The 20,635-nt window shown below is 48.7% G+C and carries 17 protein-coding genes; 4 read left to right on the top strand and 13 right to left on the bottom strand.

The genetic code is table 11. The features are described 5' to 3' along the window. Positions 1–255 precede the first annotated feature (255 nt). The 4 genes from U0358_RS02925 to U0358_RS02910 form a co-directional block, all read right to left on the bottom strand. Positions 256–1,281 (bottom strand): patatin-like phospholipase family protein, encoded by a 1,026-nt coding sequence (locus tag U0358_RS02925; protein WP_322406976.1) that lies wholly within the window; start codon positions 1,279–1,281, stop codon positions 256–258. Then, positions 1,278–2,186, bottom strand: coding sequence for a diguanylate cyclase regulator RdcB family protein (locus U0358_RS02920; protein ID WP_322406975.1), 909 nt, complete (start codon positions 2,184–2,186; stop codon positions 1,278–1,280). The genes U0358_RS02925 and U0358_RS02920 overlap by 4 nt, the downstream gene beginning before the upstream one ends. Then, positions 2,179–4,638: a dynamin family protein gene (locus tag U0358_RS02915; protein WP_322406974.1), complete on the bottom strand. Its 2,460-nt coding sequence runs from the start codon at positions 4,636–4,638 to the stop codon at positions 2,179–2,181. The genes U0358_RS02920 and U0358_RS02915 overlap by 8 nt, the downstream gene beginning before the upstream one ends. A 513-nt stretch (positions 4,639–5,151) precedes the next feature. After that, the gene (locus tag U0358_RS02910) at positions 5,152–6,165 is read right to left on the bottom strand and encodes a hypothetical protein (protein WP_322406973.1); all 1,014 of its coding nucleotides are present in this window, start codon (positions 6,163–6,165) and stop codon (positions 5,152–5,154) included. Between the two features lie 136 nt (positions 6,166–6,301). On the opposite strand from U0358_RS02910, the gene U0358_RS02905 reads away from it, so the two are divergent. Continuing rightward, positions 6,302–6,805, top strand: coding sequence for a hypothetical protein (locus U0358_RS02905; RefSeq protein ID WP_322406972.1), 504 nt, complete (start codon positions 6,302–6,304; stop codon positions 6,803–6,805). Between the two features lie 129 nt (positions 6,806–6,934). Here U0358_RS02905 and U0358_RS02900 read toward each other — a convergent pair whose 3' ends face one another. From U0358_RS02900 to U0358_RS02875, 6 genes are all read right to left on the bottom strand, one after another. After that, positions 6,935–8,101 (bottom strand): nucleotide sugar dehydrogenase, encoded by a 1,167-nt coding sequence (locus U0358_RS02900; protein ID WP_322406971.1) that lies wholly within the window; start codon positions 8,099–8,101, stop codon positions 6,935–6,937. A gap of 30 nt (positions 8,102–8,131) precedes the next feature. Further along, positions 8,132–9,184: an NAD-dependent epimerase gene (locus U0358_RS02895; RefSeq protein ID WP_322406970.1), complete on the bottom strand. Its 1,053-nt coding sequence runs from the start codon at positions 9,182–9,184 to the stop codon at positions 8,132–8,134. A 497-nt stretch (positions 9,185–9,681) separates the two neighbouring features. Further along, positions 9,682–10,101 carry an acyl-CoA thioesterase gene (locus tag U0358_RS02890; RefSeq protein WP_322406969.1) on the bottom strand — a complete coding sequence of 140 codons (420 nt, stop codon included), beginning with the start codon at positions 10,099–10,101 and terminating at the stop codon, positions 9,682–9,684. Further along, a complete protein-coding gene (locus U0358_RS02885; protein WP_322406968.1) occupies positions 10,091–11,005 on the bottom strand; it encodes a dienelactone hydrolase family protein in 915 nt (304 codons plus the stop codon). Before U0358_RS02885 ends, U0358_RS02890 begins: the two co-directional genes overlap by 11 nt. After that, the gene (locus tag U0358_RS02880) at positions 10,995–12,572 is read right to left on the bottom strand and encodes a BCCT family transporter (RefSeq protein ID WP_322406967.1); all 1,578 of its coding nucleotides are present in this window, start codon (positions 12,570–12,572) and stop codon (positions 10,995–10,997) included. The genes U0358_RS02885 and U0358_RS02880 overlap by 11 nt, the downstream gene beginning before the upstream one ends. Continuing rightward, positions 12,572–14,749, bottom strand: a complete 2,178-nt coding sequence (locus tag U0358_RS02875) for a TonB-dependent receptor (protein WP_322406966.1) — start codon at positions 14,747–14,749, stop codon at positions 12,572–12,574. The genes U0358_RS02880 and U0358_RS02875 overlap by 1 nt, the downstream gene beginning before the upstream one ends. Positions 14,750–14,891: 142 nt before the next feature. Here U0358_RS02875 and U0358_RS02870 point away from each other — a divergent pair, with 142 nt between their 5' ends. The 3 genes from U0358_RS02870 (at position 14,892) to U0358_RS02860 (ending at position 17,881) form a co-directional block, all read left to right on the top strand. Then, entirely contained in the window at positions 14,892–15,911 is a 1,020-nt protein-coding gene (locus U0358_RS02870; RefSeq protein ID WP_322406965.1) for a GlxA family transcriptional regulator, read from the top strand. 107 nt (positions 15,912–16,018) lie between these two features. After that, positions 16,019–16,909, top strand: a complete 891-nt coding sequence (locus tag U0358_RS02865) for a beta-keto acid cleavage family enzyme (RefSeq protein WP_322406964.1) — start codon at positions 16,019–16,021, stop codon at positions 16,907–16,909. Beyond that, positions 16,910–17,881 carry an L-carnitine dehydrogenase gene (locus U0358_RS02860; protein ID WP_322406963.1) on the top strand — a complete coding sequence of 324 codons (972 nt, stop codon included), beginning with the start codon at positions 16,910–16,912 and terminating at the stop codon, positions 17,879–17,881. Positions 17,882–18,015: 134 nt separating this feature from the next. Here U0358_RS02860 and U0358_RS02855 read toward each other — a convergent pair whose 3' ends face one another. The 3 genes from U0358_RS02855 to U0358_RS02845 all read right to left on the bottom strand — a co-directional run bounded on the left by U0358_RS02855 (position 18,016) and on the right by U0358_RS02845 (position 20,617). Beyond that, a complete protein-coding gene (locus U0358_RS02855) occupies positions 18,016–18,537 on the bottom strand; it encodes a hypothetical protein (RefSeq protein WP_322406962.1) in 522 nt (173 codons plus the stop codon). Beyond that, positions 18,537–19,388: a hypothetical protein gene (locus U0358_RS02850; protein WP_322406961.1), complete on the bottom strand. Its 852-nt coding sequence runs from the start codon at positions 19,386–19,388 to the stop codon at positions 18,537–18,539. Before U0358_RS02850 ends, U0358_RS02855 begins: the two co-directional genes overlap by 1 nt. 62 nt (positions 19,389–19,450) lie before the next feature. After that, entirely contained in the window at positions 19,451–20,617 is a 1,167-nt protein-coding gene (locus tag U0358_RS02845) for a nucleotide sugar dehydrogenase (protein WP_322406960.1), read from the bottom strand. Between the last annotated feature and the right edge of the window lie 18 nt (positions 20,618–20,635).

Raw genomic sequence — 20,635 nt, 5'->3', positions numbered from 1 at the left:
TTGACTAGTAAGAAATATTTTTTACCGTAATTTCTCTGGAAGTCTCATGCGTTACCATGCCTCATCCTGGACTTATGTAAGTATGTAAGCACGTCACATAAACCACACAACCGGCCAAAGTCAATTGTCGCTACATAGATAATAACAATGACCAGCTCGTTGAATCTGGCGTTAACTTTCCAACGCTACCCAGATTCGTAGAGAAAACAATTTACATTTTACACAGCTGGTTCAAATAAGGTTGACACGTTCCGCCTACTTGCGGCGCAGGGCAGCCATCGCCTCTGCAGTCTGCTGGCTTAAACCGCTACCCGGTTGTTGGGCCAGCGCCCGGCTGCTTTGTTGTAACCGCCGGCGCGGGCCGGCAATACCCTCAACCTTGGCCAACGTCGCCAGCGTGTCGTCATAACCAGCTTGTAACAAACGGCGTATGTTATCTGCGCTAAAACCCAGCATATCGCTAATAGCATTTTCGCTAATACGCTGCCGCGGGCGCAACTCTAGAATGGTTTCGCCGGAAAAATCAGTGACGTCCCACAAGCTGCCATCTTCTAAATGTGACACCAAAATCAGATCCAGCTTTTCGCCAAGCTTCGGCGCCAACAGTGGCGTTATGGGAGTATTACCCTGTGCGGTCCGGTAGCCCCCCTGGCCGCCATCAGAATACTGCTTACCCGCAATTTTTTTAGAGCCAAACGCTACCGGAATCGCCGCCGACGCCAATAGCGCTTGATACTGATCCTGCGCCGCTAACGACTGTATCAAGGTGAACTCCGACGGTCGGGTATCAACGCGTTTAAGCACATCCCCCTGCAAAAAGTTCAACAACGAGTCCAACCCCCCTCGATGCTCAAACAACGAAACATACAACGGTGTACCGTTATCCAACGCACCAGGCGCCAAATAACGCTGTAGCATGCTCGCTAAACCCTCATCACAGTAAAGCCCGGCATTCGCCAGCGTCCCATTACCCAGATAGTCCGCAATATTTTGTAACCGAGTTAACAAGCCCGACAATCCCATGGTGATCATTAAGGTCAAATAACGCGGATAATCAAACTGCAATGGATCATCATTAGCCAGCTCTAGCCACACATTATGCAGCCGTTCGCTGGCCTGCTGCATATCGGACGAGGCCGCGATAACCGCGCCATTTAAACTGCCTATACTGGCCCCCGAAATAAAGCCAGGCTCAATCCCTTGCTCTGCTAATGCGCGTACAATACCAGCCTGATAGGCGCCCTTAGCGCCACCGCCGGATAACACTAAACCGATAGTCATAACGTATGCTCCGGAGCTAAATTCACTTCACGCAGTAATTCAGACAATAACCGCTCGCCCGAGCACCAATGCGGAAATGCCAATTCGTCAGTATCTGCATCAGCTATCGTCACCGCGCGGCTATAAGGCGCATTGGCGTCACCATTGGGTGAGGCTAAAAACGTTAATGCGGCCTGAGTTTGTGTGGAATCACTATCTGTATCACTCTCTATTACAGTAAACCAGCGCTCGCGCGCGACGCGCTCGCTTGGGTTGGCATTAAGCTCTTGGCTCATTAACCGGCGGCAGTCCAGTACCAACTCCTCGAGTAGGTTATCGGCAACATCCCCCGGGTAACTCAATACATAGTGACCAAAGGCGCCCCAATACAAGTTTTGCAGGGTCACAAAACAGCGTTGACCCGGTGCCAGTATCTGCAGCAAACCGTTTTCCCAGCGTTTAACCAATAATCGCAACTGCGCACGAGCCTGGCGGTAATGCTCCTCGTGCGACAGACGCACATCGAGCTGGTTTAGCTGCTCGTCCATGCGTGCAGCTAGCTGTTGCAGCTGTTCGCGCTGCGCTAGCACCACCTCGGCCAATTGCCCGGTGTAGCTATCTAAGGTGGCAATGTCCTTCTTAACCTGCACAATTGCACGATGCCCCAGTGCCACGTGCTCAGTCACCGCGTTTAGCTGGTCAACCACCTGCTCTACCGATTCGGCCAAATGCGCGTTAACCTGCTGCTGGCGGCGTGCGGTGCTACCGGTAATAAAGCCCAAAAGTTCGTTAAAAAAACCCTGCGACTCCTTTTGCACACGAATTTGTTCATGCGCGCTGTTTAATCGGCTACTCAGCGTTACTGCCAGTTTATCCGTTAGCGCCGGCATGGTATCCAGCAGCTGGTTCATGCTCGCATCACTCATGTGTCCCCCCCACTGCGGCGTAAACTTGCGTAGCTACAAAGTCGGCATCTTCTTTAAGGTGCGCGGAGGGTGCTCGCAGCTGCGCTAACGCCTCAATTAGCTCGCGCTGCTGCTGTTGGGACTTTTTTCCGTCATCAATGCCCTGCTGTAAATCGGCGCGGACGCCTTCAATTTTTAACGCCAGCTCTTCAAAAAACTGTTGCACCGCATCGTTTAGCGGCTCGGTAATGCTTTCGCAGGCTTGCTCGCGCCACTGTTCAACCTGTCGGGTAACCGCGGCAACCGCGACTTTACGGATATTATCGCGGTTAATGTTATAGGTGGTTTTTTTTACCAATACATGGTCATAACCCCATTCGCCACCAAAAACGTCGATGCCGCGTTTAATTCCACCCCAGATACTGTCTTGCGGCCGCAGTTCACGTTTGGTTTCGTGCTTCTCGTCAATGCCCTGCTCGAGTTTACCGACATCTATGCGGGTATTACCTAAGCCGACGTGCATGGGCACGTTAAAGTGCAAGGTAAAACCGTCGTTTTGCAGGCGGTTATTAATGCTATTCAGTAACTGTTGGCTGTCGGCTACCACCTGGCGCTGAATGGTCTGCTCAAGTTCGCTGATCAACTGCTGAGTGGCCGCGCTCATCTGCTCGCGTGTTTCGATAAACTTTTCTTCGGTCAACTGTTCAAGTGACCGAACATAGGCCTGCGCTTTGTCCTGGGTGCTGTATTTAATCAGGCCGTCATCGGTAAATTCATGATTAGGCTGTTTGCCCAGCATCTTGTTAACTATACTACTCGCGCCTTTCTTCTTCTGTTTACTAAACAGCTTTTCGATTTCATCACCCAGCGCAACGGTCACCACTTCCGGTATCGGCTGATCGTTATCCAGCGCCTGTTTGGCAATCGCCAACAACTCGTTATGCTCGGCTTTGGTGTCGGAGGTATACAACTCGATAGCACCAGCCACGGTTTTTTGCGCTTGCGCCAGTTGTTGGTTCATCTCTTTATCAAAGTCCTGTAACGCCTGGTTCAGGTGGCGCTCGGCGGTGGCCTCTAAGGTTTTAAAGGCGGTAATATCTTGCTCGAGTTGGTCAATGTGCTGTTTTAAGTCGCCTGCCTGGCGTTTCAAGCCCTCGCTGCGCGCGTCAACAAAGGTGCTGAGCACCTCAGCGTAGCTACCCACACGATCAGCAGCAGCGCGGGTCAACTCATATATAGCCTGGTTATGCGCTGTTTTTATGACCCGTTGCAGGGGTTCGTTAAAGCCGGAATCTGCCCAAAGATCATCGGCACCACGCGTCAATTCATCCAAATCATCAAAAAAGCGCTGCCAGCGTTTGCCAAAGCTTTCCTCTAAAAATTCCTCCACCCAGCCGTTACCCGGCTCCTCAGGGTTTGGTAATTCCTGCCCGCGGCTCAAATAGCTATTCGCCCGCCGGCTTAGATAGGCGCTAATGGCGGCAGTGGGAAAAATCCGGTTTTCGGTAATATCGCCAGCAAAAATTTTATGCGCAATATGGGCAATAATTTCGTCTTTGGGGGGATCGTTGCGGGTGTGTTCGTCAAAACGGTTAAGTAACAAGTACAGCCGGTCGCCGGTGGTATCGATAACCGATTTTAACTGCTGATGAAAGTCATAGGCGTGGTCGGCGTCCAGCTGGGTAAAATTCAGCACGCCGATAACAGCAGATGCTTCGCGTAGCTGCTTTTCCAGTATCGGTCGCAGGTGCGTTTGCCCAGCTTCGTTAGGTCCCGGCGTGTCCAATAGCGCCAGGCTACCTAAACCACCTTTCTGGCCCCGCAAATGCTCAAATTCAACTTCGATCACCGGCAAATCGTGCATGTTGGCATATTGTTCAAACGGAAACTCAAACCCAAGAGTCCTAGCCTGGCGCGGCAGCTCGTTCAGCAACTTCAAAAACTCGTGAATCGCGGCTTCGCCGTGGTAAACATCCTCAAACAGCTTGTCACTATCGATAAATTCGGCCAGGTCGCGAGTGTTGGTTTCGCCTTTTAGCTGTTCAAGCTGCTGCTGTTGCTCAGGGCTTTTGCCTCGCCTGAAGTCCAGCAACAGTTCGTTAAGCGGTGTGTTTTTAGAAAAATGCAGCACCGGCGTTTGCCCGGCAACATGGCGAATAAGCGTAGGTAGTGAGGTGGCAGCAGCGCTCCGATTAGGCAGTAGTTCTGTGCCAACAATGGCATTGATAGTCGTGGATTTGCCGGCTTTCATGTTACCGACCACGGCGACGACCATTTCTTTACGGGCCAGCTTTTTGGCCTCGGTATGCAAGGATTCCAGATAATGGTCAATGTTGGTGGGGTTAAGGGTTCCGGTCGACTTTTTATCGCCGATAAGCCCTGGGGTGGTTTTAATATTACTAAGGATTTCGGCTTCGTAGTTAACTAATCGCTGCGCTTCTTTCAGCAACATCTCGATATTATTCTCGTGCACTTAACTCTCCCTGCTCACATTTATTATTTTGTTTACAGGCTAGCTTACGGAGCTTGGGCTGTGGCTGCAAGTCCGCTCCCATTGCTTACAATTTTTTGAAGCTAAACTATCGGTGTGCACAATGCTCATTCTTTACATGTGCCGGCAATATCGTACAAACGGTGTAGGCGATTGTTACAAGACGAGCTGCAGATTTTCGGTTTTACTATAAGGGTTGATTAAAAAAGGTGTGGTGCATGTAGTAACGCCGTAAGCGTAACTCGCCCCCTTTTAAGCTGCCGAAATATAGGTTATAGCCGTCGATGTATACTCTTGTTCGCAATACTGTCATCCCTGAAATGAAAAAACCGACCTGAGGCCGGTTTTCCCGCCCATATCCAGGGGTCTGTATGTCGCCACGCGTGGATAATGGGTAAGTTGTCTTTCTATTATAAAAACTATTTTAATGTTTGCAAGCAGATTTCATAATTACTTACTTAGTTTTCTATAAAATCAAACGGGATAAAGGCGACATCAGTCGCCCCATTGCTGCTCAACTTTTTCTTCAATAATCAGTGGGCTGGCCCCGTCAAAAAAGCGATAAGCCTCACCATTGAAAAAGAACTGCGTTGGGTAAATGTCGTCATTACCGTAAATGGTGTATGGGGTATCATGAAACGCCTGCATCATCATACGCCCCAGTGGCACGCTTGATAGATCGCGGCGGGGCTTCACATGCTCAATGGTATAACCGTTGCCAGGCTTTTCAAACACCACAACATTACCCTGCTCATCCGTTTCCAGACGTCCGTAAAAACCGACCTGATACGTAAAATAAGGCGGTAATACCCAACGCACCGACTCGCCAACAATAACCGGTAAAATATCCTTTTCGGTTATTTCTTCAAACTCAGCACTCACGTTAACCATTGCCACAAGCTGCTCCGGTTGATAGCCCCATTTCGGGTGGTCAGTGACACTGCCTTTTCGCTCAAACAAAAACACTTTACTGCGTGCCTGGCACTCCCCAAGACATTTAACGGTATAGCCGAACTCCTCGGCGACCTTTTCCATTTGGGCTTCGGTAAATTCAGCGAGAGCCTTATGAGCGTCGTCTTTGGTTCTCAACGTTTTTCCGTTAAAGCTCTCCGGGAGCCACGCCTGACCCACAATGTCGTAGTCGGAAGAAAACGCAGCGCCTAAAATCATGCCACCAACAGAAACGGCAGCCCCTAAGTTGCTGCCTAAAGACGACCCGAGTTGGCCGACCGCAACATCCGTTGCCATAGACGTCATGGTCCCGTAATCTGCCGATGTCCAAGCCTCGACCACTTCTTTGTCATAGGCATTGGCCACAATTTCTGCTCTGGTTTCATTTTCAACCAAATACCGGCCAAGGTAAGACAAACGCTTATTGTTTAACTCATCTTCAAAGTCAGTTACTTTTGGGTCGTTACCCAATGAGCGAATATAAGGGTCATCGCTCATTGATACGCAGCCTGTCATTGCAGTTGAGGCCGCTAATGCTATCAGTATGTGTTTTTTCAAAATCAGTTTCCCGTCTTAGTCACTTCAAACCGCTGCCTTGCTATTCTCAGAAGGTAGCTTTACACTCATTTAATAGTCTCGATAATTTGCGAAAAGGCAAGAATATCCCCTTTAGAGCCAATTAAGGTCTCTGCACATGTTAAGCAGAAAAAGTATCGTATTTTTGTACGCATTACCTTTTATTATCAGCTTATTTTCTTATTTCTTTCAGTTCAGTTTTATAAACGAAGTCACTGGCAATAACGGAATAGGGCTAGCAGTAACCGTGATCCTGTCGCTGTATTTCATCGTCCTAACCCTACTCGCTTTTCGTTTAAAAGAAGCCGTTATCCCATTATTGTCATTAGCGATACTGGCTCTGATGTTTTTACCTGTGAGACAAACCATTTCTGTTGTAAGCACGTTAAAGTCAGACTCTAAAATCTATTGGGTTGAGCGCTCATACTTCACGAGCTTCGTGAGCGTTCATAAAGCCAATTATGAAATTATCATAAAGCCTGAAAGAATTCGTTTAATAGAAAGTGCTGTCTACGACGCACAGCTTAAAACCATTAAGGGAAACCTTTATTTAGTCTACAACGAAAACGAAACGAGCCCTTATGTTTCAGAAAAAATCCCCGTCAAAAAACACTTACGATGATTCCTTAAGAGTGTCCCACACACTGATTAACTGCATGAGCTGCTACTCGGCCAGTTGCCTCGGTCGCGTTTACTCCCCAAGCATGAGCAGCATGGACAGGTTTACCGATCGTGTATTAGACACCAACGACTAGTCACTTCCAAATAGATCTCTCGTATAAACTTTGCCAGCAACATCCTGAAGCTCTGGTACCATGCGGTTTGAAACAATCACGTCCGCTTCGGCTTTGAATCTCTCAAAGTCATTCACGACACGTGAATTATAAAAGTGTTCGTCCTCAAGCACCGGCTCATAAACAATGACTTCAATGCCTTTCGCTTTAATGCGTTTCATAACACCTTGTATGGCCGATGCGCGGAAGTTATCAGATCCCTGCTTCATGACTAAGCGGTAAATCCCCACTACTTTCGGCTTTCGAACAATAATGCTGTCGGCAATAAAGTCTTTACGAGTGCGGTTTGCATCTACCACCGCTCGCATCATATTTTGCGGTACTTCCTCGTAATTCGCTAATAGCTGCTTGCTGTCTTTTGGTAAACAGTAACCACCGTAACCAAAGCTTGGATTATTGTAATGGTCGCCAATACGCGGATCTAACCCAACCCCTTCAATAATTTGGCGGGTATTTAAGCCGTGAACTTCTGCGTAAGTATCTAGCTCATTAAAATAAGCCACCCGCATTGCTAGGTAGGTATTTGCAAACAACTTAATCGCTTCAGCTTCAGTACTGTCTGTAAAAAGCGTAGGCACCTCTTTTTTAATCGCACCTTCGCTCAACAGCTCGGCAAATATAGCAGCACGCGTTGAACGCTCCCCAACAATAATACGAGAAGGGTGCAGATTGTCATAAAGAGCCTTACCTTCGCGCAAAAACTCCGGCGAAAAAATGATGTTATCAGTCCCCATTTTCTCTTTCAGCATTTTGGTATAACCCACAGGTATGGTTGATTTAATCACCATAACCGCATCAGGGTTAATTTGCTTAACCTGAACAATGACTGCTTCTACGCTGTCGGTATTAAAGTAATTGGTCTCGGGATCATAGTCTGTAGGCGTTGCAATAACCACATAATCAGCGCCTTGATAAGCTTCGTCGGGGCTCAGTGTCGCTTTTAGGCTGAGCTTTTTTTCACTTAAAAACTCACTGATTTCTTTGTCTTCGATGGGCGACATGCGGGCGTTAATTAAGTCGACTTTTTCCTGAATAATATCCACCGCAAACACATCGTGATGTTGCGCGAGTAATACGGCATTGGATAAACCAACGTACCCTGTTCCAGCTACTGCTATCTTCATGATAAACGTTTTTTTCCTAGCTTTTGTTCACTATACATTATAGAACTGCTTGTACCAGGCGACGGTTTTTTGCATCCCATCAATCACAGAAGTTGTCGGGCGGTAGGCAAAGTCCTGTTCTAATCCAGACACATCGGCATAAGTCGCCACAACGTCGCCAGGTTGAATGGGGTGAAAATCCTTTTCGATTTGAACGCCGGCCGCTTGTTCAATGGCCTCGATGAACGCCATAAGTTCAATCGGCTGACTGTTACCGATATTGTAGATCTTGTAAGCTGCCGATGAACTGGCTGGGTTAGGCTGTCTACCTGTCCATTCACTGTCAGCTTGGCACGGGGTCTCGATAACACGAACAACACCTTCTACAATATCATCGATATAAGTGAAGTCTCGCTTCATTTTACCGTTGTTAAAGACTTTTATCGTATCGCCATTAAATGCGGCTTTGGTAAAAATAAACGGAGCCATGTCGGGACGCCCCCATGGGCCATACACGGTAAAGAAGCGAAGCCCAGTACACTGAATACCGTATAAATGGGCGTAGGTATGCGCCATTAACTCGTTTGATTTTTTAGTTGCTGCATATAAGCTCACCGGGTGACTTGTTCCCTGGGAAGTTGAAAATGGCATGCACTCATTCAAGCCGTAGACTGATGAACTTGAAGCATAGCTCAAGTTCTTTACATTATTGTGGCGGCAAGCTTCCAGCACATTCATAAAGCCGACGATATTCGCGTTTATGTAAGCGTCCGGATTTTCGAGTGAATAACGCACCCCAGCCTGAGCAGCCAGATTACAAACAGCGTCGAACTCCTCGCTATCAAAAAGAGTGTTCAGTGCCGCTTTATCTTCGAGCTGTAACTGTATGAAACGGTAGTCTTTATAATGCCTTGACTGGACTAAGTCACCGTACTCAATATTGTCTTTATGAATACCGCTCTCGTTCAAGCGACCGTATTTTAAGCTTACGTCATAGTAGTCATTAATGCTGTCCAGTCCCACGACTTGATGCCCTTGCTGCAGTAACTTTAACGCTGTGTAAAAACCAATAAAACCGGCCGCGCCGGTGACTAACACCTTCATTTTCCCGTGTCTCCTAGGCTTTTTCCTGTAGTTCTTATAAGAGCATGACGAAAATAACCTTTATATTCAGGATGTTAATCATCTTCGCGTTAGTTTCTGCCAAAAATTCAGGTATCGGCATGCCTATTCTATTAGGCCTACGATAATCTAACTATGCCAGTACGTACACTCAAAAGCTGCAGGAGTTCATTCAGCTGGATACAAGGTAAAAAGTGGCAAAACCGGGTTGGTAATATTGGTAATAGAGGCACTACTCGCTAAGTAGCTTGCTACAGAAGAGGCTCTACCCGGTTCGCGCCTGAATGTTTCAGGCATTTCTCAACCCAATAGACCATTTTACGCCCCTATCCAGGCGCCTATAAGTCGCCGCGCATGGATAATGGGTAAGTTGCTTTTCTACTGTGAACTACCCAGCGACTATAGATCACTGGGTTTTCTCGCTAAACGTTCGATAAAACATCTTTTAACTTTTGCAATTGAGCTTCATATTTACCTGTTCAGCTCTTATTTTTCTCTTCACCCCGAAACTCATCCGGCAACGGCACCGCTTTTCTCGCTTTCATGTCAAAAAGAACAGAAGTGGCGACATTCTCCGCCGCAACCTCACCGCTGTCGCTTAAGTACATGGTTTGGCGGTAGCGTATGGATTTATTACCCAGCTTTTCAACCTGGCAGTCAATATGTACCAATGCGCCCACCGGCACTTCAGCAACGTAATCAATTTCGTGACGAACGTCTGCCCAGCCAAGTTGTTGCTTGCGCGCTTCAATGGCGTTGTGCCCAAGATGCCGCATAAAGTGCTGCATCGCGTCATCGAACATCCCGACATAATGCCGGGTGTTCATATGACCCATCTCGTCGCACACCCAGGGGTGTACGACTCCCTGAAAGGTTGTCATAGCCGATTTATTGGGCATTACCATCCTCCTCAATTTTTGCCTTAATGCGCCGCCAAGCATCCAAGGTTGCCTGCTCGTCATACACACTGCCCGCTTCAACATTGGCCGGGTTCGGGTCCGCGTGATCAAACGTGTGGGTGGCGTCGGGGTACACCACATACTCAAAGTGTCCGCCGTCTGCCGGGTGTGAATAGTTCATACACTGAGTTTCATCAATGTACCTGTCATCAGCCCCCAAAAACATGAGCGAATCAATATCGACTGACCACGGCCCTTGGCACGTCCCGTAGAACATAAAAGCGCCATCAATCACTGTTTCGTAATCCGTTTTAGGCCAGCGGGCTAAGCTGAGCGGCGCTCTTTCGTCAGACAGTTGGCGTAAAAACGTCCAGATTGTGCCCGCCCCATGCGAAAAGCCGGCTAAATAGACCGAGTTCGCATCAAACTGTTCACGCTCCGACAACGACTCTATCGTCGCAACGATATCGCCGGAGCGTTCCCAGGGCGTCATCTTTTGGAAGTTACAAGCATCGTTCCAGTCGGTGCCCCGGCCGCTGTAACTGTCGACCGCAATTACCGCCACACCCAGCTCATTAAACCGTTTGGCCCAGTCTTTTTCGTGACTGGCTGTCGGCCCGCTGCAGCCATGTAAAAAAAGCAAGGTCGGGTAAGGCGCTGCGCTTTTATCTGTCGGCAAATACACGGTTTCGTGCGGTAGCAGCTCAGCTTGCAATTGCGATAAAGGCTTAGGCGATACGCTTTGTTCAGCATTCTGTCTTGCTTTGATTATCCAGTCTTCTTGAATACCGTTATCAACCGCTTCCTCTAAAGAAGCGCGATTATCGCCCACATTTGAGCTGCACGCGCTTATGAGCATTACAGCCGTTATCGATAACGCCAGATTTAGCGTTTTAATTGTCATTTTTCGCTCCTTCTTGATCATGATTCTTTTGAACCGACACAACCAACTCAGGCCGGGCCAGTCGTTGGCCAAAGTCCTCGTGCAACTGGTTCAGTAACGATTTAAACAGCACCAGCAGCAGTGGGATCAACGGCAACGCCAACATAATGGTGGACGCTTTTACGGTATCGAGCGCATCGATAACCAATAACCCGACCGCAAGTGCCGCCAATATCACAGCCCAGGCCACGCGGTTCCAGCGCGCAGGCTCTTCATCGCCAGCTAAGTTCTTGGTGCTGATGCTCGCCAATACGTACGCGGATGAGTCGAGCGTTGTGGCTAAAAACACAAAGCTCAGTAAGGTGAATACCGCAATCACGACGGTGCTAAACGGCAGAGTCTCTAGTATGGCCACGACCGTTGCGGGTATACCCGACTCCGCAAGAACGGCGGAAACTTCCAGTGTGCCGGTCAACTCCAGGTGCTGAGCGTACGCGCCACAGACCGCCAGGAATGTCATGCACCCCAAACTGCCCCAGCTCAATGTGCCAAGCACCAGGCTTTTTATTGTCCGGCCTTTCGATATCCGACCGATAAACAGACCCATCAGCGGGGCATACGCTATCCACCAGGCCCAGTAAAAGAGAGTCCATTTGTCAGGGAAGTCATCGCCCGTTACCGGAGCCAGCCAAAAGCTGATTTGCGCAAAGCTATCCAAAAGCAAGCCCAGGCTGTTCATGGTTAGGGACAAAATAAACACCGTAGGGCCGGCAAATAAGACGAACAGCACCACAATGATCGCAAGAACAATGTTGATATCACTGAGCCAACGAATGCCCTGCTTCAACCCGCGATAAGCACTGCCGCCGAACAGCAATGCCCAAAAACCAATAACCCCTAAACGTATGCCGATGCTATCTTCCACGCCAAACAGGTGGCTGACCAACTCGGACACCAGCGGCACGCCAAGCCCCAGCGACGTGCCCGCTCCGCCTAGTAAGCCAAGCAAGATCAGCGTATCCGTTAGTGCCCCCAGCGCCCCGTCACTGTGCTTCTTAAATACGGGACGGCACGCCTCGGAAATGCGCAGAAACGGGCGTTGTCTCACATACAAACGATACGCTACCGCCACAGCGGGGATCGCATACAGCGTCCAGGGCACAAAGCTCCAATGGAACAACGTATACATATGGCCCCAGTTAAACGCGGCACTGGAATGCGGTTCAATTCCAAGCGGCGGTGTCGACAAATAGTATATTGGCTCCACAAACGACCAGCTCATCAAGCCTATGCCGATACCGGCAGAGAACATCATTGCCGCCCAGCTGATTTCCGAATACTCTTTATCAACCCGCTCGGTGGCCAGTTTCACCTGCCCGTAACGGCCAAAAGCCAGCCACAGCGCAAAGACAAAAGCACTAAAGCCAAACAATACCAGGAGCCAACCAAAGTTATCGGTGATCGCCGACATCGCGTTATTGGCCCAGGCTTGCGACTCTGCCGGGGCAAAAATTAACGCAGCTGCCACCGCAGCTGCGATAAGAAAGGCTGGTATAAAAACGGCAACATCCAATCTTGATTGTCTCATTAGAACGATTTAGCGACGCTTATCCCGAAGGTGCGGGGCTCTCCCTGAATAGCGAAGCCAACTCCTGTTAGTGAAAACGAGTGCACAATATACTCTTTATCGGTCAGGTTTTTACCATAAACGGTAAACTCCCAGCCATCCATCGTTTCCCAGGTAATGTTCGAATTAACCAAGGCATAACTGTCGGTTTTAGCGGTGTCCTCGTTAGCCACGCTGAAGAACATCTCGTCCTGATACGTCACATCGGAACGCCAATCCAGCGTTTTTCCGTTATCCAGCATCCACTGGTAATTAAAGCCCACTGAGCCACTGTGCTCCGGTGTGCGTGCCAATGTATTACCCACCACACTGGCATCGCTCTCGAACGACGTGAACTCCGCATCGGTATAAGCGTAAGTTGCAAACATACGCAGCCCGTCCGTCACAAAGGCATTGGCATCAAGCTCAATGCCTTTTATTTCGGCATCACCGGTGGCCGTGCGCACGTCACCGGTTTCAATGTCGGTCGTGAAGTTTTGCAAGTTCGTGTAATCAAGAAAATAAGCCGCGCCGTTCAATGACAAGGCTTTGTCGAAAAACCGTGCTTTAAAGCCAAGCTCGTAATTGCGCGCTTTTTCCTGGTCGAACGGCACACTGGCCGCTTGCTCGGTCGCGGCAATGCCGTTATACCCACCGGCCTTGTAACCCTCTGACAAGGTCAGGTACACCATATCGCCCTGCTCGGAAAAGTAATTCACCGTGAGTTTTGGCGTAAAGCTGTTCCAGCTTTTTTCTTCTGCAACCTGGTAATTTTCCTGTAAAAAACTCAGTAAGTCCGGTGCGCCACTGGCAATAACGGAAAAGTCTTTCTTATCGTAAGTGTAACGCCCGCCAAGGGTCAGCTCCCAACTGTCGTTTAAACGATAACTGCCTTCACCAAACACGGCATAGCTGTCGGTTTCGTTAGCCGCGTCCCACACACCGCGAGAGCTCATGTTATCAACACCCTGCAGCTCGTACATTTTGGTCGAGTCCCAGGCTTCCCGTCGTTCAATGTCTTCATTGAACAGGTACACGCCCGCAGTCCATTCAAACGGCCCGTTCGTGATGTTTTGCAGACGAAACTCCTGGGTCATTTGCTTTGACGTTTCACTGGCATCGTTCATCAGTGACAAGTCGGCGTCTCGCAAGTAGCGTCCGGTTAAATCATCAAAGAAATCGTAGTCCTGCTCACGGTAAGCGGTTATGGATGTGAACACGTGCTCATCGAGATCCACGGTGACATTCGCTGATAACCCGTAAATTTCCCGATCGGTTGAGCCATCTTTATACAGGTCAACTTTATCGATATCGCCCTGCGTTGGGTACTCAGCGCCAAACACGTCGTCATAGTGCGTCACTGAGCGGGCGCCGGGACCTTCCAGGGTGTCTTTGGCGTAATCCGCAATAAGCATTAAGTCAGCAGACTCTGACAAATCAATATTCAGCTTGCCGCGGAACGATTTATTGTCCTGGTCGCGTAATTCATTGCCGGTATTGATATTATCAACCCAGCCATCGCGTTGACGAATGGAGCCGGCAAAACGGCCCGTTACATCGTCAGCGACCGGGCCGCTTACCATTCCCTGAAGCTCCATCAGGTTGTAACTGCCGAGTGTGCCTTTGACTTTCGCTTCAAAAAACTCGGTGGGATCTTTCGTAATAACACTAATGGCACCACCCGCTACGTTACGACCGTATAATGAGCCCTGTGGCCCTCGCAGTACTTCTACACGCTGAATATCAAACATGTCCGAACGAAAGCCGCCCGCGCGTCCGGCGTAGACATCGTCAATAAACACCCCAACGGAGGCGTCATCGCCTACTGAACTCGAGTTGGTACCCACCCCGCGAATATAAGGCTGTGGTGTTACCGGGTTATAGGTTGAAATTGAAAAGCCCGGCGTCATACCCGCCACATCTTCAATGTCCAGTATATTGGCACGCTCAATCGTCATTGAGCCTAATGCGGTCACTGCCATAGGAACTTCGTTTAAGTTTTTGGTACGACGGCTGGAGGTGACCGTTATCGTTTCATATTGCTCTTTATCGGCACCCGTATCGTTGGTTTCATCTTGTCCCAATGCCACCGATGGGATCGTTAGTGTACTGATGGTTATTGCCAGTGCGGATAATTTAAATTGTGATAGCTTTTTCATTGTGCTCCCTATTGTCTCTTACCTGTTTTTTCCAAAATGAGCGTCCTGAAAGGCAGGAACGTCAGCAAGTGTGTTATGTATGCTATAACTCAGGTAAGATTAAACTTTAGGTTATACGACACTTTATTTAGGTTTTTCTCTTATGGACACGAAGCAATGTGACTACAATTTAAGCGATAATTTTCTGCCACCGAAGTTCAGTGACAGCGATACCATACACATTGCGTTCGTTCTGGTGGATCAGTTCTCGTTATTCGCTTTGGCGTGCATTTCTGAGCCCCTGCGAGTCGCCAACCGCCTCTCCGACAAGCATTTGTTTGAGTTTTCGTTTGTCACAAATAGCGGTCAACCCGCAATAGCCAGCAATGGAATGAAAGTTGATGTGGATCATCGCATTGATGAGTGCCCCAGCGACTATCAGACGTTCATTGTGCTTTCGGGCTTTGATCCTTACGAGCACGCGTCACATGAATTATACGCTGAATTGCGTCGCTTAGCAGCCAATGGATACAGCTTAGGCGGCGTTGATACCGGTGCTCAGCTGCTGATAAAAGCAGGGGTAATGAGCGGTCAACGCACCACCATGCATTGGGAAGCCGCCAGCAGTTTCAAAGAGGGACACCCGACCGTTCAGGTGGTACCTGAGCGCTTTTTAATTGAAAAAAACCGCATTTCTTCCTCTGGCGGGCTCAGCAGTTTGGACATGATGCTCAACATTATTTGGGCCAGTCACAGTTATGAGCTGGCGGCCGATGTCGCTGAGCAGTTTATGTATCACCGCATTCTCGGTGCCAACGAGTCTCAGCGCATGAAGCTGCGCAACCGTTTAATGACCACAAACCGAAAGCTCATAAAAGCCGTTTCCTTAATGGAAGACAATCTCACCAGCAATTTATCCATCAACGCCATTGCCAGTAAAGCGTTAGTCTCACAACGGGAGTTGGAGCGTCTGTTTTCAAAGGAGCTGGGCACCACGCCGAAAAAGTATTATCGAAAACTGCGGTTAGAGCACGCCCGGCAACTGCTTCATCAGACCGAAATGTCGGTACTGGAAGTGTCGCTCGCCTGCGGCTTTTCATCCGCCGCCTATTTAAGTGCCATTTACAAAGAAGAGTTTGGTATTCAGCCAAGTAAGGATCGGGGCTTGTTAAGCTCGCCCTAAATACCGGCATTTAGTCGAAAAACCATAAGTTGCTCTCGCTTTATCAATAGTTACTCAGCGTAAAAACGCTAGCATGATCTCAAACGTATCTAAGCTTGAGGTCATTTATGAACAATAACGTTATTGTTACCTGTGCGGTAACCGGCGCAGGGGACACCAGAGGCAAAAACCCGGCCGTTCCGGTAACCCCCAAAGAAATCGCAGAGTCAACTATTGCAGCGGCCAAAGCCGGTGCCTCCGTCGCTCACATTCATGTACGCGACCCAGAGACCGCCAAGCCCAGTCGTGACGTTGCCTTGTATCGTGAAGTGGTCGATCGCGTTCGCAGCAGCAACACCGACATTGTCCTGAACCTGACGGCCGGTATGGGCGGCGATTTATTGTTAGGCCCGGACAAGGACCCCACACAGTTCACCGCCGACACGGATCTGGTCGGTGCTGAAGAGCGTTTGTTGCATATTGAAGCGCTGAAACCGGAAATTTGCACCCTTGACTGCGGCTCACTGAATTTCGGCGATGAGAATCTGGTTTACGTATCCAGCCCTGAAATGCTGCGGAAAGGCGCCAAGCGTGTTCAGGAGTTAGGCGTTAAACCGGAGCTTGAAATTTTCGACACCGGTAATTTGGCGTTTGCCAAACAAATGCAAAAAGAAGGGTTACTCGACTCCCCCGCCTTGTTTCAGTTATGCCTGGGCATTCCCTGGGGCGCGCCGGCCGACACCACCACCATGAAAGCCATGGTCGACAGCCTGCCAAGTGACTCAGTGTGGGCCGGTTTTGGCATTGGCCGTCATCAGTTCCCTATGGCGGCACAAGCGGCCATTTTAGGCGGAAACATTCGTGTTGGGCTGGAAGACAATCTGTATTTACGAAAAGGTGAGCTTGCCAGCAATGAGCAATTGGTGGAAAAAGCGGTGCAATTACTTGATAACTTAGGCGCTCAGCCCATGACGCCGCAGCAAACACGCGACAAACTGAACTTAGTGAAGGTGGGTTAAATGGCACAGTTAACCGCAGCAATTATTGGGACCGGCGTTATTGGCGCCGGCTGGGCCGCCCGTTATTTGGCGAACGGCTATCGTGTCAAAGCCTGGGATCCGGGCGAGAATGCCCATGAAAAATTAACGCAGAGCATCAAAAACGCCTGGCCTTCGCTTGAAAAGCTGGGGTTAAAGGACGGCGCCAGTATCGATAATCTGGAATTTTGCGACACTCTGGTCGATGCCTGCGAGGAGGCGGACATTATTCAGGAAAGCGCCCCTGAGGTTGTAGAGCTGAAATGCTCGTTATTAGAGCAAATTAGTGAGTGCGCTCCGACCGATGCCATTATTGGCTCGTCGACATCGGGCTTTAAGCCCAGTGTGTTACAACAAAACGCTGCGCTGCCAGAGCGTGTTATTGTCACACACCCTTTTAATCCGGTGTATTTATTGCCGTTAGTGGAAGTTGTCGGTGGGGAGAAAACATCGGCGGACACAATTAAAAAAGCCCAGGGTATTTATCAAGATCTTGGCATGCACCCACTGCATGTTCGTAAAGAAATTGACGGGCATTTATCAGACCGTCTTTTGGAAGCGTTATGGCGGGAAAATTTGCACTTAGTGAATGATGGCGTTGCCACCACAGGCGAGCTTGATGACGCCATTACGTACGGTCCTGGCTTACGCTGGGCGCTCATGGGCACAAATTTGACCTATCATCTTGCCGGCGGTGATACCGGCATGCGTCACATGCTGGAGCAGTTTGGCCCTGCGCTGAAGCTACCATGGACTAAGTTAGAAGCCCCTGAGCTTACTGAAACGTTAATTGACCGTATGGTCGAGGGTACTCAGGAGCAAGCGGCAAACCGAAGCGTAAAAGAGCTTGAGCAGTTACGAGACAACTGTTTGGTGTCGATTATGGAAGCGCTTGCGCAGTATGAAGTGGGAGCGGGTAAGGTATTAGCGGAGCACAGAGAAAACTTAGGTTAAAAAATAAATACTATGGCGGTTAGATATTCCGCCATTTTTTCTAGCTTTACCGGTTTCTTAGCTCGGCCAAGCACAATAAAGTGCCGACTTAGATATTTTAAGGAAGCTAGGTCTGCTGTATTCGGTGGGCTTCATCACCCAACCACCGGCACGCCAAAAATATCTTCAATACGCCCTTGCAAAGACATACCGCCTGAGTGTTGCGTAGCTGCCTTATCCAGTAGTTTGTTCCAGCGCATATAATTATCGCGGTACAGTTTAACATTCTTACCGTTACTGACTTTATTACCGCTTAAGCGGTTGGCATTTTCAATCGCCACACCGGCAGAAGCCATACTAACAGCGACGGTGCCTTCAACTGCACTTTCCGGTATCACAATACCTAAGCCTGCCGAGCCTACAGACAGCAGTGCCGGTAGACATGAGCGACCAATGTTTAATAAGTTCTCGTGCCAAGCGGTTTTGTGACTGTTTATTGCGGCAACGGTATCGCCGAAAAGGCCAGCGTGCATGTCCTGAAACTCTTCTAAGCTCCACTCATGCACAAACCGTTTCCCGCTTTGCTCTTCTTTGGCTTGCTGGGCAATAACAGCGTCATCACGGGCTTTGAAGAGTAAATCGAGGAGTTTGGTGGGGCTGGTGACCTTTTTCTGCATTAACAAAGCATAGGCATAAGGAAAGCTTTGGAGAGCTTCAGACTCGGTTTGTGACAAGCTTTGTAAGTCAGCCGCGACTCTTGTTGCAGTTTATCACCTAAATAGCGCCAGAGCAGCGCGCTTTGTTGTGCTTTTAAGTCCTCAATGGCAGGAGCGGCGACATAGACCGCACTATGCTGTGCGGCCAGTTCATTCACAAAGTTTACACGGAAGCGGTCTATAAGCCCGGAGACTAACTGTCCGGTTTTATGGCAAGCGTCATCATCATTTTGCGCTGCCTGGTTAAAAGCAAGAGCAAAGTCAGAAACGGTAGGTTGATCAAAAGGGGCTTGCTCCGCAATGGTCACCAATAAACCGGCAACACATTTCGCACCGCGGAAGTCATTACCCGTTAATGTGCTTTTAGCCAGCTTGCGTCTGTCGGTAAACTTTTGGGTAAAGCCTTCAAGTAACGCTTGTTTAAATTTTTCGGCATCTTTTTGCGCAACGGGAGATTGCTCGGACCAGCGCTCAGGGCTTTCCAGCCATTCTTTGATAAGTAAAGCTGACTGAGCAGCGGCCTGCTGGCAGCAACCTAACCATTGGTCGGTTGCAACCAAACTGGTCTCTTTTAGAAGGTCGCGGTAGAGATGGTTATGGTCTTTAAGTTGCTGTTTATCATCTTGCTGTATGGAGCCATCAAACAACACTTTCGATGACATAGCCAAAGATTCCAGCACATTCAGCAATTGCATGAGCTGTTGTTTGGTCAGTTGCTTCGGTCGCGTTTGCTCCCCAAGCATTAGACTCATGGATAGGTTTAACTGCCGAGCATTAAGCAATGAGGCACCACTGTAATTTTGTAATGTCATGGTTTGCATTGCTTATACCCTGTATTTTTTAATGGTATCACCTGTGCCTTAGACACAGGCGACTAGTCACTCCCAAATAAATCTCGCGTATAGACTTTATCAGCTACATCCTTAAGCTCTGGTGCCATACGGTTCGAGACAATTACGTCCGCTTCGGCTTTGAATCCCTCAAAGTCATTCACGACACGCGAGTTATAAAAGTGTTCTTCCTCAAGCACCGGCTCATAAACAATAACTTCAATGCCTTTTGCCTTAATACGTTTCATTACACCTTGTATGGCCGATGCGCGAAAGTTATCAGAACCCTGCTTCATAACCAAACGATAAATGCCCACCACTTTTGGCTTACGAGCAATAATACTGTCCGCAATAAAATCTTTACGAGTGCGGTTGGCATCAACCACTGCCCGCATTATATTTTGAGGCACGTCTTCGTAGTTGGCTAATAGCTGTTTCGTGTCTTTTGGTAAACAATAGCCACCATAACCAAAACTGGGATTATTGTAGTGGTCGCCAATACGAGGATCTAAGCTAACCCCCTCAATAATTTGGCGGGTATCCAGACCATGCACCTCTGAATACGTATCTAACTCATTAAAATAAGCTACGCGCATAGCAAGATAGGTATTCGCAAAAAGCTTAATGGCTTCTGCTTCAGTGCTGTCAGTAAACAGGGTTGAAACGTCTTTTTTAATCGCACCCTGCTTTAAAAGGCCCGCAAAGGTCTCGGCGCGTTCAGAGCGTTCACCGACAATAATCCGTGACGGGTGTAGGTTGTCGTATAAGGCTTTACCTTCGCGTAAAAACTCCGGCGAGAAAATAATGTTGTCGGTACCCATTTTCTCTTTAAGCATCTGGGTATACCCAACCGGAATGGTCGACTTAATCACCATGACGGCATTAGGGTTAACTTGATTAACCTGCGCAATAACTGCTTCTACGCTGCTTGTATTAAAATAATTAGTTTCCGGATCGTAGTCGGTCGGTGTCGCAATAATCACATAGCTCGCATCGCTGTATGCCTCTTCTGGGCTTAACGTTGCTTTAAGGCGCAGTTCTTTTTTATTAAGAAAGTCAGAAATCTCATTATCTTCAATGGGCGACTTTTTATTATTTATGAGATCAACTTTTTCTTCGATAATGTCGACTGCATACACATCGTTATTTTGCGCTAAAAGGACCGCATTCGATAAGCCGACGTACCCTGTCCCTGCTACTGCTATTTTCATAAGATATCCAACAACTTC

This window comes from Idiomarina sp. PL1-037, from assembly GCF_034422975.1.
Classification (GTDB): domain Bacteria; phylum Pseudomonadota; class Gammaproteobacteria; order Enterobacterales; family Alteromonadaceae; genus Idiomarina.
This window is presented reverse-complemented; position numbering and strand designations above follow the sequence as displayed.

Bases quoted from the DNA above. Each gene is read 5' to 3' on its own strand.
- U0358_RS02890 (WP_322406969.1), bottom strand. From the start codon at position 10,101: ATGCCCAATAAATCGGCTATGACAACCTTTCAGGGAGTCGTACACCCC.
- U0358_RS02855 (WP_322406962.1), bottom strand. From the start codon at position 18,537: ATGCAGAAAAAGGTCACCAGCCCCACCAAACTCCTCGATTTACTCTTC.
- U0358_RS02920 (WP_322406975.1), bottom strand. From the start codon at position 2,186: ATGAGTGATGCGAGCATGAACCAGCTGCTGGATACCATGCCGGCGCTA.
- U0358_RS02875 (WP_322406966.1), bottom strand. From the start codon at position 14,749: ATGAAAAAGCTATCACAATTTAAATTATCCGCACTGGCAATAACCATC.
- U0358_RS02900 (WP_322406971.1), bottom strand. From the start codon at position 8,101: ATGAAGATAGCAGTAGCTGGAACAGGGTACGTTGGTTTATCCAATGCC.
- U0358_RS02905 (WP_322406972.1), top strand. From the start codon at position 6,302: ATGTTAAGCAGAAAAAGTATCGTATTTTTGTACGCATTACCTTTTATT.
- U0358_RS02870 (WP_322406965.1), top strand. From the start codon at position 14,892: ATGGACACGAAGCAATGTGACTACAATTTAAGCGATAATTTTCTGCCA.
- U0358_RS02860 (WP_322406963.1), top strand. From the start codon at position 16,910: ATGGCACAGTTAACCGCAGCAATTATTGGGACCGGCGTTATTGGCGCC.
- U0358_RS02895 (WP_322406970.1), bottom strand. From the start codon at position 9,184: ATGAAGGTGTTAGTCACCGGCGCGGCCGGTTTTATTGGTTTTTACACA.
- U0358_RS02850 (WP_322406961.1), bottom strand. From the start codon at position 19,388: ATGACATTACAAAATTACAGTGGTGCCTCATTGCTTAATGCTCGGCAG.
- U0358_RS02885 (WP_322406968.1), bottom strand. From the start codon at position 11,005: ATGACAATTAAAACGCTAAATCTGGCGTTATCGATAACGGCTGTAATG.
- U0358_RS02925 (WP_322406976.1), bottom strand. From the start codon at position 1,281: ATGACTATCGGTTTAGTGTTATCCGGCGGTGGCGCTAAGGGCGCCTAT.
- U0358_RS02865 (WP_322406964.1), top strand. From the start codon at position 16,019: ATGAACAATAACGTTATTGTTACCTGTGCGGTAACCGGCGCAGGGGAC.
- U0358_RS02845 (WP_322406960.1), bottom strand. From the start codon at position 20,617: ATGAAAATAGCAGTAGCAGGGACAGGGTACGTCGGCTTATCGAATGCG.
- U0358_RS02880 (WP_322406967.1), bottom strand. From the start codon at position 12,572: ATGAGACAATCAAGATTGGATGTTGCCGTTTTTATACCAGCCTTTCTT.